The 14,217-nt window shown below is 73.1% G+C and carries 12 protein-coding genes; 9 read left to right on the forward strand and 3 right to left on the reverse strand.

Translation table 11 applies throughout. From position 1 onward, the window contains the following. The first annotated feature begins 161 nt into the window (after nt 1–161). From E4N63_RS21440 to E4N63_RS21480, 9 genes are all read left to right on the forward strand, one after another. Nucleotides 162–1,151 (forward strand): polyprenyl synthetase family protein, encoded by a 990-nt coding sequence (locus E4N63_RS21440; protein ID WP_125622767.1) that lies wholly within the window; start codon nt 162–164, stop codon nt 1,149–1,151. Between the two features lie 46 nt (nt 1,152–1,197). Then, on the forward strand, nt 1,198–3,216 hold the full coding sequence (locus tag E4N63_RS21445) for a tryptophan 2,3-dioxygenase family protein (protein WP_230241479.1): 2,019 nt from the start codon (nt 1,198–1,200) through the stop codon (nt 3,214–3,216). 143 nt (nt 3,217–3,359) lie between these two features. After that, the gene (locus E4N63_RS21450; RefSeq protein WP_125622769.1) at nt 3,360–4,385 is read left to right on the forward strand and encodes a polyprenyl synthetase family protein; all 1,026 of its coding nucleotides are present in this window, start codon (nt 3,360–3,362) and stop codon (nt 4,383–4,385) included. Nucleotides 4,386–4,476: 91 nt separating this feature from the next. Continuing rightward, complete coding sequence (locus E4N63_RS21455) at nt 4,477–5,646, forward strand: cytochrome P450 (protein ID WP_125622770.1); 1,170 nt, start codon at nt 4,477–4,479, stop codon at nt 5,644–5,646. Beyond that, on the forward strand, nt 5,643–5,903 hold the full coding sequence (locus E4N63_RS21460; RefSeq protein WP_308188729.1) for a ferredoxin: 261 nt from the start codon (nt 5,643–5,645) through the stop codon (nt 5,901–5,903). Before E4N63_RS21455 ends, E4N63_RS21460 begins: the two co-directional genes overlap by 4 nt. A gap of 41 nt (nt 5,904–5,944) precedes the next feature. Next, nucleotides 5,945–7,735 carry an FAD-dependent monooxygenase gene (locus tag E4N63_RS21465; RefSeq protein WP_230241480.1) on the forward strand — a complete coding sequence of 597 codons (1,791 nt, stop codon included), beginning with the start codon at nt 5,945–5,947 and terminating at the stop codon, nt 7,733–7,735. A gap of 3 nt (nt 7,736–7,738) precedes the next feature. Continuing rightward, entirely contained in the window at nt 7,739–8,128 is a 390-nt protein-coding gene (locus E4N63_RS21470) for a limonene-1,2-epoxide hydrolase family protein (RefSeq protein WP_125622772.1), read from the forward strand. A 2-nt stretch (nt 8,129–8,130) separates the two neighbouring features. Continuing rightward, nucleotides 8,131–9,324: a hypothetical protein gene (locus E4N63_RS21475; protein WP_230241481.1), complete on the forward strand. Its 1,194-nt coding sequence runs from the start codon at nt 8,131–8,133 to the stop codon at nt 9,322–9,324. A gap of 74 nt (nt 9,325–9,398) precedes the next feature. Next, entirely contained in the window at nt 9,399–10,208 is an 810-nt protein-coding gene (locus E4N63_RS21480) for a hypothetical protein (RefSeq protein ID WP_228429554.1), read from the forward strand. On the opposite strand, the gene E4N63_RS21485 is transcribed toward E4N63_RS21480, so the two are convergent. The 3 genes from E4N63_RS21485 to E4N63_RS21495 form a co-directional block, all read right to left on the reverse strand. After that, on the reverse strand, nt 10,188–10,829 hold the full coding sequence (locus E4N63_RS21485) for a response regulator transcription factor (protein WP_043467140.1): 642 nt from the start codon (nt 10,827–10,829) through the stop codon (nt 10,188–10,190). The genes E4N63_RS21480 and E4N63_RS21485 overlap by 21 nt on opposite strands. 416 nt (nt 10,830–11,245) lie before the next feature. Continuing rightward, nucleotides 11,246–12,397 carry a flavodoxin-dependent (E)-4-hydroxy-3-methylbut-2-enyl-diphosphate synthase gene (gene ispG / locus E4N63_RS21490; RefSeq protein WP_230241482.1) on the reverse strand — a complete coding sequence of 384 codons (1,152 nt, stop codon included), beginning with the start codon at nt 12,395–12,397 and terminating at the stop codon, nt 11,246–11,248. Then, nucleotides 12,394–14,214, reverse strand: a complete 1,821-nt coding sequence (locus E4N63_RS21495; RefSeq protein WP_125626493.1) for a 1-deoxy-D-xylulose-5-phosphate synthase — start codon at nt 14,212–14,214, stop codon at nt 12,394–12,396. The genes ispG and E4N63_RS21495 overlap by 4 nt, the downstream gene beginning before the upstream one ends. Nucleotides 14,215–14,217 lie beyond the last annotated feature (3 nt).

Below are 14,217 nucleotides of genomic sequence, written 5' to 3' on the forward strand. Positions count from 1 at the left end.
GCGCCGTCCGCCGGCGCGGCCGCGGCCGCGGTTCCGGCCGCGGTTCCCGGTTGAGGTTCCGGCCCCGGCCGCGGACCGAAGATGCCATTCCCCGGTCCCACTCGGGCCGAGGCGGGCCGGCACCGACGACAGCCCGGTACGGCCTCCCTAACGTCGTACACATGACCGACGTCGATGTTCCTCAGGTCGCTGATCCGGAAGTGGCAGCCATCGTGCGGGCCGAGGTCGAGACCCGGTGGCCGCACAACGTTTCGGGCCTCGACGAGTTGGTGCGGTACGGGCTGGTGCCGTTCGGGAAGATGATGGGCCCCTGGCTGGTGGTCCGGTCCAGTCTCGCGGTGGGAGGTGACATAGCGACCGTCCTGCCCGCGGCGGTGGGTCTGGAATGCGTGCAGGTCGGCGCCATGATGCACGACGACATCATCGACAGCGACGGGGAGCGGCGCAGCAAACCGGCCGCGCACACGGTGTTCGGGGAGCCGGCGGCGATCGTCGGCGGGGACGGGCTGTTCTTCCACGGTTTCGCCGCCCTGGCCGAATGCCGGGAGGCCGGGGCCCCCGCGGGACGCGTGGCGGAGGCGCTGACGGTCCTGTCCCGGGCCGGACTGCGGATCGGGGACGCGGCCCTCCGGGAGATCCGGATGAGCCGCGGCATCTGCCCCGTCGACGCCTACCTCGACATGATCGCGGACAAGAGCGGCGCCCTGCTGTGGATGGCCTGTGGTGTCGGCGCCACCCTGGGCGGGGCGGACGACACGTCCCTGAAGGCGCTCAGCGAGTACAGCGATCAGCTGGGCATCGCGTACCAGATACGCGACGACCTGATGGCCTACGACGGGACGCGGGCGGGCAAGCCGAACGTCTCCGACGTCCGCAACGGCCGGCCCACCCTGCCGGTGCTGCTCGCCCACGAACGCGCTTCCGGAGAGCGGCAGCGGCGGATCGAGCGCCTGCTCGCGGACACCTCCGTCCCGGTCGGCGCGCGCTACGAGGCCATGGCGGAGCTGGTCCACGCGTACGACGGGATCACGGCGGCGCGCGAGGTGTCGCACCGCCATGTGCGGATGGCCACGACGGCTCTGGAGGCCCTGCCGCCCGGCGTCCACCGGGACGCGCTGATGGATCTCACCGTGCCCGGTCGCCTGGTGTAGCGCGTGCGGCGCGTACAGCGCGGACTCACCCCGAGGAGTTGGCCCGATGCCCCACCCGACCTATGCCTCATACCTGCGTCTCGACGAACTGCTCTCGTCGCAGCAGCCGCTCACCCCGCCGGAGCAGCGGGACCTGAGCGACAGCGAGCGGCTGTTCATCGTCGTGCACCAGGCGTCCGAGATCCTGCTCAGCCAGGTCCTCGTCGACCTGGGACACCTCGACGCCGGCCGGTGCGGCCGGTCGTGCTTCACCCACCGGGTGGACCGGGCGGTACGGCTGGTGGACGCCCTGACCGGGCAGCTGACGCTGCTGCGCCGCACCCTGCGCCGTGAGGACTTCCTGCGGTTCCGGGACCGGTTCGGCACGGCGAGCGGGCTGGAGTCGGAGCAGTTCAAGGAGCTGTTCCTCCGGGTCAGGCGGCTGACGCGACACGGTGGCGGCGGCCGCCCGCCGGAGGAGGCCCGGCACCTCGGCGAACTGGACGACGCCGTGCGGCGGTGGCGGAGCACGCACCTGGAACTGGTCGGCCACATGCTCGGTGACCTGCCGGGCACGGGCGAGACCTCCGGTGGCCGCTTCCTGGCCGCCCGGCTGGACGACGGGCCCGCCGGCGAGCGGCCGGCCGCGCCGCCGCCGCGATCGGACCGGGACCCGGACCGGGGCGACGCCCCCGCCACCCGGGCGCCGGCCGCGTCGTCCGCGCCGTCCGTGTCGCCCGCGGGGCCCCGGCCCCGGCTGCGGCACGTGGTCGTCGTGGGCGGCAGCGTGGCCGGGCTGCTCACCGCGCACGTCCTCGCGGACCACGCGGAACGGGTGACCGTACTCGAACGCGACCACTACGAGGACGCTCCCGGGCCCCGGGCGGGGGTGCCGCAGTCCCGTCACACCCATGTCCTGCTGACCAGCGGAATGAACGCCCTGGACGAGCTGCTGCCCGGGCTGCTGACCGAGCTGACGGAGGCGGGCGCCCCGCGTCTGGCGGTGCCGGGGGACCTCGGCGTGTGGCAGGCGGGGCAGTGGATATCGCGCCGAAATCCGTCCGCGCCGATCATGACCCCGTCGCGCCCACTCCTGGAGCACCGCGTCCGCCGGCGGGTCCTGGCCGGCCCCCGTATCGACGTCCGGACGGGAACCGAGGTGACCGGCCTGCTCGGCCGGCCCGGGCACATCACCGGTGTCGTGGTGCGGGACCGCGGCGCCGGTCACCACACCCGGCGGGGCCTCACGGCCGACCTCGTCGTGGACGCCACAGGGCGGACCGGCCGCACACCCCAGTGGCTGGCCGAACTGGGCGGCCGGCCCCCCGCCGAAGAGGTGGTGGACACCGGACGGGCCTACGCCACCTGCGTCTTCCACGCCGACGACCCGGCCGGGGACCTCAAGGGCTTCTACATCGTGCCCGACGCCGGGCAGCCGTTCGGCGCCATCGTCCTGCCCGCCGAGGGCGACCGCTGGCTGGTCACCCTCTCCGGGCCGCGGGACCAGGCCCCGCCCACCGACCCGGAGGGCTTCGCCGACTTCGCCGACCGGCTGCCGCACCCCGCCGTCCACAAATGGCTGAGCACCGCACGCCCGGTCACCCGGCCCGTCGGCTACCGGCACACCGCCAACCGGCGCCGCCGCTACGACCGCCTGGGGCGGGACGGCACCGGACTGCTCGTCGTCGGGGACGCGCTGTGCGCGCTCAACCCCGTCTACGGCCAGGGCCTGTCCGTGGCGGCGCTGAGCGCGGTCGCCCTCCAGAGGGAACTGGCCGGCGGACGCGTCCCCCCGGCACACGCCCTGCAGCGGGCGGTGCTGCGCTCCTCCCGCCCGGCGTGGGACGTGGCGACGGGTGCGGACAGCCCCATGCCGGGGGCCACCGGCAACGCGGTGCGCAGCGGCCCCGTGGCCCGGCTGCTGGACCGGTACCTCGCCCGCGTGCGCGACCGCGTACCGGGCGACCCGGTGGTGTGCACCGCCAACCGCGACGTCCTCTTCCTGCTGACCCCGCCCCGCACCCTGCTCACCTCCCCGGGTCCTGCGGCGGGCCCTGCTGACCACCGCCGTGCCGACCCCCCGTGACCTGCCCACGCCGTGACCCTCACGAGCCGACAGCGAAGGTGCACCATGCGACACGCCAGTGCGTTCCCGGACCGTCCGCGCGCGGACCGGTCCCGGACGGCCTCCCGTCTCCCGGCCCCCCGCGCGGACGGCCGGTGGGGCTCATGACGACGACACCGGTCCGGGACCTCTCCCCGGTACTCGACACCGGCCGGACGATGCTCGGCCCCGCCCTGCGCGACGCCGTCCGCTCCCACCTGGGTCCGGAGATGAGCCGGATCGCCCACTACCACTTCGGGTGGTCGGACGCCGAGGGACGGCCGACCGGCACCTGGGGCGGGAAGATGGTCCGGCCCACCCTGGCGCTGCTGTCCGCGCGCGCCGCGGGCGCAGCGGACGCGGACGGCGTTCCCGCCGCGCTGGCCGTCGAACTGGTGCACAACTTCTCGCTGGTGCACGACGACATCATGGACGGCGACGAGACCCGGCGGGGCCGCCCCACCGCGTGGACGGTCTTCGGCGTCCCGGACGCCATCCTGGCCGGCGACGCGATGGTCACCGCGGCCACGTCCGTGCTGCTGAACGCGCCCGGTGCGGGGGCCCGTTCCGCCACCGTGTCGCTGATGACCGCCACCCAGCGGATGATCGACGGCCAGACCGCCGACGTCGCGTTCGAGCGGCGCGACGACGTGACCCCGGCCGAGTGCCTGCGCATGGCCGGCGACAAGACGGGTGCGCTGCTGGGATGCGCCTGCTCGCTCGGCGCCGAACTGGTGGGCGGTGAGCGGGCCGTGATCGACCGGCTCCGCGCCTTCGGCGAGCACATCGGGCTCGCCTTCCAGCTCGTCGACGACCTGCTGGGCATCTGGGGCGACCCGGACCGGGCCGGCAAACAGGTGGGAGCCGACCTGCGGGCCCGCAAGAAGTCCCTGCCCGTGGTGGCGGCGCTGAACGCGCCCGGCTCGGACGAGCTCCGCGCCCTGTACCTGCGTCCCGAACCCCTGACGGAGGGCGCCGTCCAGCGCGTCACCGACCTCGTGGAACGGGCCGGAGGACGCGACTGGGCCCGGGACGAGGCGGCCCGGCAGGTCGCCGCGGCCGAGGAGTGCCTCGCCGCCGCCCGCATCCCGGACGACGTGCGCGGCGAGTTCCTGGAGGTCGCCGGATTCATCCTGGGCCGGCAGCTCTGATGCGGCGCGTCACCCGGCGGGCTCCCCGGCGACGTCCCGCGGCCGCACGGACGCCCGTCTTCCGACCCCCGACGAACAGAGAGGCGATCTCATGACCGAGTCCGCAGCCATCCCCATCGGGGGACGAGCCGCCGGATGCCCGTTCACTCCCGCCCCGGAACTGTACGAGGCGCAGCAGGACCCGGAGCTGCGCCGGGCCACGGTGCCCAGCCCGCTGCTGGGGGCCTTCGACGCCGTGGTCGTCACCCGGTACGAGGACGTCAAGAGCGTGCTCGCGGACGACCGGCTGCGCATGGGCGGCTCCATGCCGTACCAGGCGGGCAACCTGCTGAGCTACGACGGCCCCGAACACACCCGCCTGCGGCGCATGCTGACCGGGTCGTTCACGACCAAGCGGGCGCGCGAGCTGCGGCCCCGGATCGAGGACGTCGTCACGTCCGCGCTGGACGCGCTGGAGGAGGCCGGCCCGGGCGCGGACCTCGTGCAGACCTTCTGCGCCCCCATTCCCACGGCGGTCATCTGCGAGCTGCTGGGCGTGCCCTACGCGGACCGCGAGGAGTTCCAGCGCCGCACCGCGATCGCGCTGGACTTCACCACCAGCCGCGAGGTGCAGATGGAGAAGGCGGCCGAGATGGAGGCCTACATGGCCGGTCTCGTGGCGCGCCACCGGGAGGACCCGGGCGACAACGTCCTGGGCCGTGTGGTGCGCGACTTCGGCGACCAGCTGACCGACAGCGAACTGGCGGGCATCGGCAACATGCTGCTCATCGCCGGGCACGAGACCATCGCCAGCACCCTCTCCGCCGCCATCGCCCTGCTGCTCCGCCACCCCGACCAGCTCGCGGTGGTGCGCGACGACCCCGAGGCCGTCGACGGGGCCGTCGAGGAGCTGCTGCGGTACTGCGCGCCGGCCGCCATCCTGCCGCGCCAGGCGGCCGGGGACATCCGCGTGCGCGACCAGGAGATCAAGGAGGGCGAACGGGTCGTGGCGTCCGCACTGGCCGCCAACCGGGACCTCGGCGCGGCCCGCGAGGACCTGGACCGTCTGGATGTGCGCCGTCCTCCGCAGCGCCATCTCGCCTTCGGCTTCGGCCCGCACCAGTGCCTCGGCCAGCAACTGGCGCGCATGGAGCTGCGGGTCGCGCTCCCGGCCCTGTTCACCAGGTTCCCCACGCTGCGGCCGGCCGTCCCGCACGACGAGGTCGACTACCGGACCAACGCCCTGGTCTTCGGCGTGAACAAGCTCCCGGTCACCTGGTGACCCGTCAGGAGGTGGACACGGCCATGAAGGGGGAGACGGCCATGGAAGTGGAGACCGACACCAGCCGGTGCATCGCGGTCGGCAACTGTGCCGCGATCGCCCCGGCGGTCTTCGACCAGAGCGACGAGGACGGCACGGTGCTCCTGCTCGACGCGGCTCCGCCGGCGCGCGAGCACGAACCGGTCCGGGAAGCGGCCCTGCGGTGCCCGGCCGCGGTCATCACCCTGCACGAGAACACGCCGGCTTCCGATGAGTGACCCGCTCCGCCGGAAGCCCGCCCGACCCCGGGGGATTACCCATGCTTGACGCAGACGTGCCGGTTCTCGTCGTCGGTGGCGGCGGCTGCGGACTCGCCGCGTCGGTCTTCCTGTCCGACGCGGGCGTGCGCCACCTGCTGGTGGAGCGCCGCGAGTCGACCTCGGTCCTGCCCCGTGCGCACTACCTGAACCAGCGCACCATGGAGATCTTCCGGCAGCACGGCATCGCCGAGGACGTCTACCGGATCAGCGCCCCGCTCGCCAACATGAGCGAGATCGCCTGGTGTACCTCGCTGGGCGGCGACGGCCCCCTGGACGCCCGGGAGCTGCACCGGATGGACGCCTTCGGCGGCGGCGGCACGGCAGGGCCGTACGCGGCCGACAGCCCCGGCCCCTCGACCAACCTTCCGCAGCACCGGCTGGAACCGCTGCTGCGCCGCCACGCGGAGCAGCGGGCTCCGGCCCGCCTGCTCTTCCATCACGAGATGACGGAGTTCACCCAGGACGAGAACGGGGTGACCGCGCGGATCACCGACCGGTCCACCGGCGAGACGGGCACCGTCCGCGCCCGCTACCTGCTGGGCGCCGACGGCGGCAGGAGCATCGGCAGGTCGCTGGACGTGCCGATGGACGGTGCCGGCGGCGGCTTCACCATCATCTCGGTGCACTTCAGCGCGGACCTGTCGCGCTGGTGGCCCGGTGACGGGGTGCTGATGACCCACATCATCGGCCCCGACGGCGAGGTGTCCGTGGTCGTCGCCACCGGACCCGAGTGGGGCCTGGCCTCCGACGAATGGGCGCTGCACTTCCGGGTGCCACCCGGTGCCGCGGTGGACCTCGGCACGGAGGCGATCGCCGCGCGGGTACGGGAGCTGCTGAAGCTGCCGCGGGAGCTGGGCGTGCGGGTCCGCCACGTCAGCGAGTACCGGCCGGAGGCCGTCGTGGCCCGGGCCTTCCGGGCCGGGCGGGTCTTCCTCGCCGGGGACGCCGCGCACCGGCAGCCGCCCGCCGCCGGAGGCGGCCTGAACACGGCGGTGCAGGACGCGCACAACCTCGCGTGGAAGCTCGGCGCCGTGTGCGGCGGCCGGGCCGGTGACGCCCTGCTGGACTCGTACGAGGTGGAGCGGCTGCCCGTCGCCGAACGCAACGTGAGCTGGGCCATGACCTGCCTGCGCAACTACGGGGTCCTCTTCGCGAGCCTCGGCATGGTGCCCGGGCAGCCGGAGGCCACCCGGGCTGGCTTCCGCGAACTGCTCTCCGGCACACCGATCGGGGAGACCCGGCGGACCGTGGTGCGCGAGGTGTTCGCCACCCAGCGGATCGAGTACCAGGCGCACGACATCGAACTCGGCCACTCCTACGCGGCCGGCGCGGTGCTCCCGGACGGCACCCCGCCGCCGCCCCGGGACCCGCTGGGCGCCGCCTACCACCCCGTCACCAGACCGGGTCACCGGCTGCCGCACGCGTGGCTGCGGCGCGGTGACACCCGGGTGTCGACGCTCGACCTCGTCGGCCGCCACGCCGGCTTCGTGCTGATCACCGGGCCGCTGAGCGAGGGCTGGGCGGTCGCGGCCAAGAAGGCCGCGGACACCCACCGGGTGGCGCTCACCGTGGTGTCCATCGGGAGCCGGCCCGACGCGGCGGACTACTGGGACGCCGACGGCGCCTGGGCCGCGGTGCGGGGGATCGAGGACGACGGCGCCCTGCTCGTACGGCCGGACCAGCACGTCGCCTGGCGCGTCGCCCATGCGGGCCCGCACCCCGACCAGGACCTCGGCGCGGCGTTCCACCGCGTCCTCGGCCACTCCGGCGCGACGACCCCCGGGAGGTGAGCCGTGCCCACCACCGACGCCGAGCGCGTCGTCCACGCCTTCCTGACCCGGATGGGGCCGACCCCGGCCGACGTCAGGAAGACCGTGGACGGCTTCCTGACCGACGACTGCGTGTGGGAGAACCCCGGATCACCGGTCTGCCGGGGCAAGGAGGAGATCTTCGCGCTCCTGCCGGCCGACTTCGCGCGCCTGGAGGTCCGGTTCCGGCACATGGCCACGGCCGGGGACTCCGTCCTGGCCGAGCGGATCGAGAGCATGTTCCGCGCCGACGGCACGCCGATCGCCCTGAACCTGAAGGTGATGGCCGTGTTCGACCTGCGGGCCGGCCGGATCGCCGCCTGGCGGGACTACTACGACCACACCCATCTCATCTCCGAGCGCCCGGACTGGTGATCATGACGAACGAACGAACGGACCTGCTGGAACTCCGAGCCGAACTGGTGAGCACCGTGCACAAGTTCGGGCCGGTCCTCGCGGAGGGCGTGGCCGAGGGGGAGCGCGAACGGAAGCTGCCCGACGCCACCGTGCGGGCGATCGACGACGCGCGGCTGAGCAGCCTCTGGACCGCGAGCGCCTACGGCGGACTGGAGACCGACGTCCGCACCATGGGCGAGGTCGCCAAGGCCCTCTCCCACTACTGCCCGTCCACCTCCTGGGTGGTCAACAACATCAACGGGTCGAACCTGCTCGCCACGAAGTTCCCGCAGGCCGCCCGGGACGAGGTGTTCGGCGCCGACCCCGGCGCCAAGCTGGCCTCCGTCTTCGCGGCCACGGGCACCGCGGTGCGCACCGCGGGCGGCTATCTGCTCACCGGGTCCTGGCCGTACGCCTCCGGGATCCTGCACGACGACTGGACGATCCTGGTCGCGCGGGAGGTCGACCGGGACGGGGAGCCCGTGGGCGGGCTCTCGCTGCTGGTGCCCACCGCGGACGTGACGATCGAGGACACCTGGCACACCGTCGGCATGCGCGCCACCGGCAGCCACACCGTCGTGCTCCGGGAGGCGTTCGTCCCCGGACACCGGGTGATCTCCGGCGAGAGGCAGCGGGGGCGGGAGAACACCACCGACGTCACGCTGCCACCGCTGCTGCGGACCGCGGCGATCGCGGCCATGGCCGTGGTCTGCGCCTCCGTGGTGGTCGGCATCGGCCAGGCCGCCCGCGCCTTCGTCGTCGACAAGGCGCCGGGACGGGGTGTCGCGCCCAGCCGGTACACGAGCCAGCCCGATTCGCAGACCTTCGTGTCCGCGCTCGGCAGGACGGCTCTGACGATCGACGCGGCCGAGCTGCACGTGAACCGGGCCGCCGACGTCCTGGACGAGGCCGCACGCGAGGCGACCGGAATCCCGGAGAGCGAACTCCGCCGTATCCGCGGTGACGTCGGCCAGGCGGTCAACCTGGTCACCGTCGCGCTCGACGAGCTGATGTGGGCGCACGGGGCGGCCGCCTTCGCCGAGTCGAACCCCTTGCAGCAGTACTGGCGGGACGGCAACACGGCGGCCCGCCACGCCCTGCTCAACCCCCGTATCGGCCAGGAGCTGTACGGCGGTTCGTTCTTCGGCCTGGACCTCGTCGTGCCCAGCCTCTGACCGGCCCGCCCGCAGGTCCTCTCCCGTCCCTCCCGCAGGTCCTCTCCCGCTCGCCCCGTCCCCGAAGGATTCCCATGGAATGGCTGCCCCCCTTCCTCATCCCGATGTCGCAGCCGGCACCGGTCACGGAGGGGGCGGCCGATGTACCGGACGGACTCTTCTGGGCCCTCGCCGGGCCGACCGCGGTCGGCTGGCTCCTCACCTATGTGCTGGCCATCCGGCAGGCCGTCCTGGACGGCCGGGTGGCCATCCCCGCCCCCATGGTGGCGGTGAACTTCGCGTGGGAGTTCAGCCTGACCTTCGTGCTGGAGCAGACGCCGACGCAGCGGCAGATCAATTTCTTCTGGCTGCTGTTCAATTCCGTCCTGCTGTATCAGGCGATGCGGCTCGGGCCGCGCGACCACCCCGCTCTCCCGCCGCGTGTCCTCCGGTGGACGCTGGCCGGTGTGCTGGTCTGGGCGTCGCTGGTCGTCGTCGCGGGGGCGAACGAGTTCCACGACCGCGACGGGATGTACACCGGCATGATCATCCAGGTGCCGCTGAGCGCCTCGTTCCTGCTGATGCTCAAGCGGCGCGGGTCCAGTACGGGGCAGTCCCTGCACATCGCCGTCGCCAAGCTCGTGGGATCCGTCTTCGCCGGACTCACCGCGTTCGTCCTCTACCCGTCCCACCACCTGCTCCAGGTGCTGGTGCCGACCTATGTCGCCCTGGACATCGCCTATGTGGTGATGCTGCGCCGGACGATGCGCCGGGAGGGACGGCCGCCGTGGGCCCTGCGATGGGCGGCGGCCGTCCCCGGGACTCCGTCGGAGTCCGTCGCGGCGGGAGCCGGGACCGGGCCGGCGCGGGGCGCCGGCGCCCGGTCAGATGACGCCGCTGCGTAGCGCGTACGCCACCGCGTGGGGCCGGTTGCGCAGGTTCAGCCGCCGGGTGACCCCGAAGATGACGCGCTTGACCGCCCGTTCCGACAGGCACATCTTGTCGGCGATCTCGGCGGTGTCCAGGCCCTCCGCCATCAGCCGCAGCACACCGATCTCCCGGGGCGTCAGCCCGGAGTTGTGCAGGCCGTGCGGCGACAGCACCTCGCGCTGCATCCGCTCGATCTGCCGGAGCAGCTCGCCGAGGAGCTTGGAGGGGAGTACGCCGCCGCCGGTCGCGGCGGTCAGCACCGCCTCCTCGATGCGCTTGCTGGTGGCGGCCGCCCGCGGCAGCACCGCGACCACGTTGCACTCGACGGCCATGAAGAGGTCGGCCCGCTCGATCTCGGAGGGGATCAGCACCACCGGCACCCGGAGGGTGGCCTTGATCTTGCGCAGTAACGACGTCACTTCCACGGTCATCCGCTCCGCGACGACCACGGCGACGTCGGCCGGGTCCGGGCGTTCCTCCGATACGATCTCGATGTTCGGTGCGGAACCGAGATGACCGCTGACGGCCGATTGCGTCAGCGGATCCGGAGCCCGCACCAGTGCCTTTATCGAACGTGTCACGGTGTTGGCGGTCATGGCGAAACCTCCAGATGGGGCAGCGTGTTCGTCGAGGCATTCCGTCGCAATGCCAGGCGCCGATCGCGGTGATTTCCGAGCCGGTTCACGGCTTTACGCGTAATCGCCCGCTCGGCGCGTCCGGAAAGGGCGAGGCGGCCGGGCGGGCCGGTCGCGGGACGGGCCCGGACGGGGGATCGTGCTGCGCTTTTCTGGGAAATGGGCGAGGTTCCGGCGCCGAACCGCCGTCACCCGCATCGTTGTTGTCTTGTGCATGTCCGGCGGTGGGCCGCACTGTGCCAGCAACGTGAAAACTCCCCGAGAGTGGCCGAATATGGCAGTGACCGTCGGAAAACGATGCAACGAACCATACGGGGGCCGACTTTCGGGGAGCCGGGTGATCGAGTTGTTCTGGTTCCCCCAAGGGGAATCCCTCGCTAGTCGGCGACGACCGTCACGGAGCCTCCGTCGGCCGGTTCCATCGTCTCCGCGAGGATCATGGCCTCCTCGATGAGGGTCTCCACGATGCGGTGCTCGGGAACGGTCTTGACGACCTCGCCCTTGACGAAGATCTGGCCCTTGCCGTTGCCGGACGCCACACCGAGGTCGGCCTCGCGCGCCTCCCCGGGGCCGTTGACCACGCACCCCATCACGGCGACTCGCAACGGCACCTCCATGCCCTCCAGACCCGCGGTGACCTCGTCGGCGAGCTTGTAGACGTCCACCTGGGCCCGGCCGCAGGAGGGGCACGAGACGATCTCCAGCTTGCGGGGGCGCAGATTCAGCGACCGCAGGATCTCCGTGCCGACCTTGGCCTCCTCCACCGGCGGGGCCGAGAGGGACACCCGGATGGTGTCGCCGATGCCCTCGCGCAGCAGCGCCCCGAACGCGACGGCGGACTTGACGGTGCCCTGGAACGCGGGCCCCGCCTCGGTGACGCCCAGGTGCAAGGGGTAGTCGCACTGCTCGGCGAGGATCTCGTAGGCGCGGATCATCACGACGGGGTCGTTGTGCTTGACCGAGATCTTCAGGTCGTGGAAGCCGTGCTCGGCGAAGAGCGAGGCCTCCCACAGCGCCGACTCGGCCAGCGCCTCCGGGGTGGCCCTGCCGTACTTGCGCATCAGGCGCTGGTCCAGCGAGCCGGCGTTCACCCCGATCCGGATGGGGGTGCCGTGGTCCCGGGCCGCGCGGGCGATGTCGCCCACCTTGTCGTCGAACTTCTTGATGTTGCCCGGGTTGACGCGCACCGCGGCGCACCCGGCCTCGATGGCCGCGAAGACGTACTTCGGCTGGAAGTGGATGTCGGCGATGACCGGGATCTTGGACTTCGCGGCGATCGCGGGCAGCGCCTCGGCGTCGTCGGCGCTCGGGCAGGCGACGCGGACGATGTCGCAGCCGGCGGCGGTGAGTTCGGCGATCTGCTGCAGGGTGGCGTCGACGTCGGCCGTGACGGTCGTGGTCATCGACTGCACCGAGACCGGGTGGTCACTGCCCACCCCGACCGGTCCCACCCGCAACTGGCGGGTGCGCCGGCGTTCGGCGAGGGGCGCGGCCGGCAGTGCGGGCATTCCGAGTGCGACCTGGGTCACCGCGGTGTCCTTTCCCGGATGAGGGGTGCTGCGGGGGTGTGCGCCGTCGGCACGGCGTCGTGCAGGGCGAGTACCGACTCGGCGATGGACTGAGCGGTGAGGCCGTGCTCGGCGAGGATGGCCGGCCGTTCACCGTGGCTCAGGAACTCCCGGGGCAGGCCCAGGGCGTGCACCGGGGTGCGGACCCGGGCGTCGGAGCAGAGCTGTGCCAGCGCCGAACCCACGCCCCCGGCGCGCACCCCGTCCTCGACGGAGAGCACGAGCCGGTGGCGGGACGCCAGATGGGCCAGGGCGGGGTTGACGGGCAGCACCCAGCGCGGGTCGACGACGGTCACCCCGATGCCCGCCTCGGCCAGCAGCTCGGCCGCGTGCAGGGCGGGGGCCGCGAGGACCCCGGTGGAGACCAGCAGGACGTCGAGCGGCCGGGACCGGGTGCGGTGGAGGATGTCCAGCCCCTCCATGCGGGACAGGGCGGGGATCTCCGGACCGGCGCCGCCCTTGGGGTAGCGCAGCGCGGTGGGACCGTCGGCGGTGTCGAGCGCCTCGCCCAGCAGTTCGGCGAGCCGGACGGTGTCGCGCGGCGACGCGACCCGCATCCGCGGCACCGCGCCCAGCAGGGCGAGATCCCACATGCCGTGGTGGCTGGGCCCGTCGGGACCGGTGACGCCCGCACGGTCCAGGACGAACGTCACCGGCAGGCCGTGCAGGGCCACGTCCATCATGATCTGGTCGACGGCGCGGTTGAGGAAGGTGGCGTAGAGGCAGACCACCGGGTGCAGGCCGCCCATGGCCAGCCCCGCGGCGCTGGTGACCGCGTGCTGCTCGGCGATGCCCACGTCGAAGACCCGGTCCGGGAACCGCTGGGAGAACCCGTGCAGGCCGACCGGCTGCCGCATCGCGGCGGTCAGGGCGACGACATCGGGCCGCCCGGCGGCGATCCGCTCCAGTTCCTCACCGAACGCGCCGGTCCAACCGCGTGAGGAGCCGGCCCGCGGGCGGCCCGTCCCGGGGTCGATGACGCCGATCCCGTGCATGCGGTCGGCCTTGTCGTTCTCCGCCGGGGCGTAGCCGCGGCCCTTCTCGGTGACGCAGTGGACGACGACCGGCTGGTCGAGCCCCGCCGCGAGGCGGCATGCCAGCTCCACGGCGGCGATGTCGTGCCCGTCCACCGGGCCGAGATAGGCGAAGCCGAGGGTCTCGAAGAGGTTCGGCCCCCGGAGCCTGCCGCCGCGCAGCGCGGCCAGATGCCCGGCCACCGCGCCGACCGTGGGGTCGTACGAGCGGCCGTTGTCGTTGAGGACCACCACCACCGGCTGTCCGGCGCGGCCGAGGTTGTTCATGGCCTCCCAGGCCATGCCGCCGGTCAGTGCGCCGTCTCCGATGACCGCGACCACGCGGCGGTGCTCCTCGCCGAGGAGCCGCCCCGCCGTGGCCAGGCCGTCCGCGTAGGACAGCGCCGTGGAGGCGTGCGAGTTCTCCACGAGGTCGTGCGGGGACTCCTCGCGCAGCGGGTAGCCGGCGAGTCCTCCCGCCGCGCGGAGCGTCCCGAAGGCGGACTGCCGGCCGGTGAGGATCTTGTGGACGTAGGACTGGTGTCCGGTGTCGAACACGATGCGGTCCGCCGGCGAGTCGAAGACGCGGTGCAGCGCGATGGTCAGTTCCACCACGCCGAGGTTCGGGCCGAGGTGCCCGCCGGCGGCGCACACCTTGTCGATCAGGAACTCCCTGATCTCGCCCGCCAGCGCGGGCAGTTCCTCCGGACGCAGTTCCTTGAGCTCCTGGGGACCGGTGACCCGGCCGAGCAGCGTTGGTGACACGGT

Source organism: Streptomyces sp. MNU89 (assembly GCF_020982505.1).
Taxonomy (GTDB): Bacteria; Actinomycetota; Actinomycetes; order Streptomycetales; family Streptomycetaceae; genus Streptomyces; species Streptomyces xinghaiensis.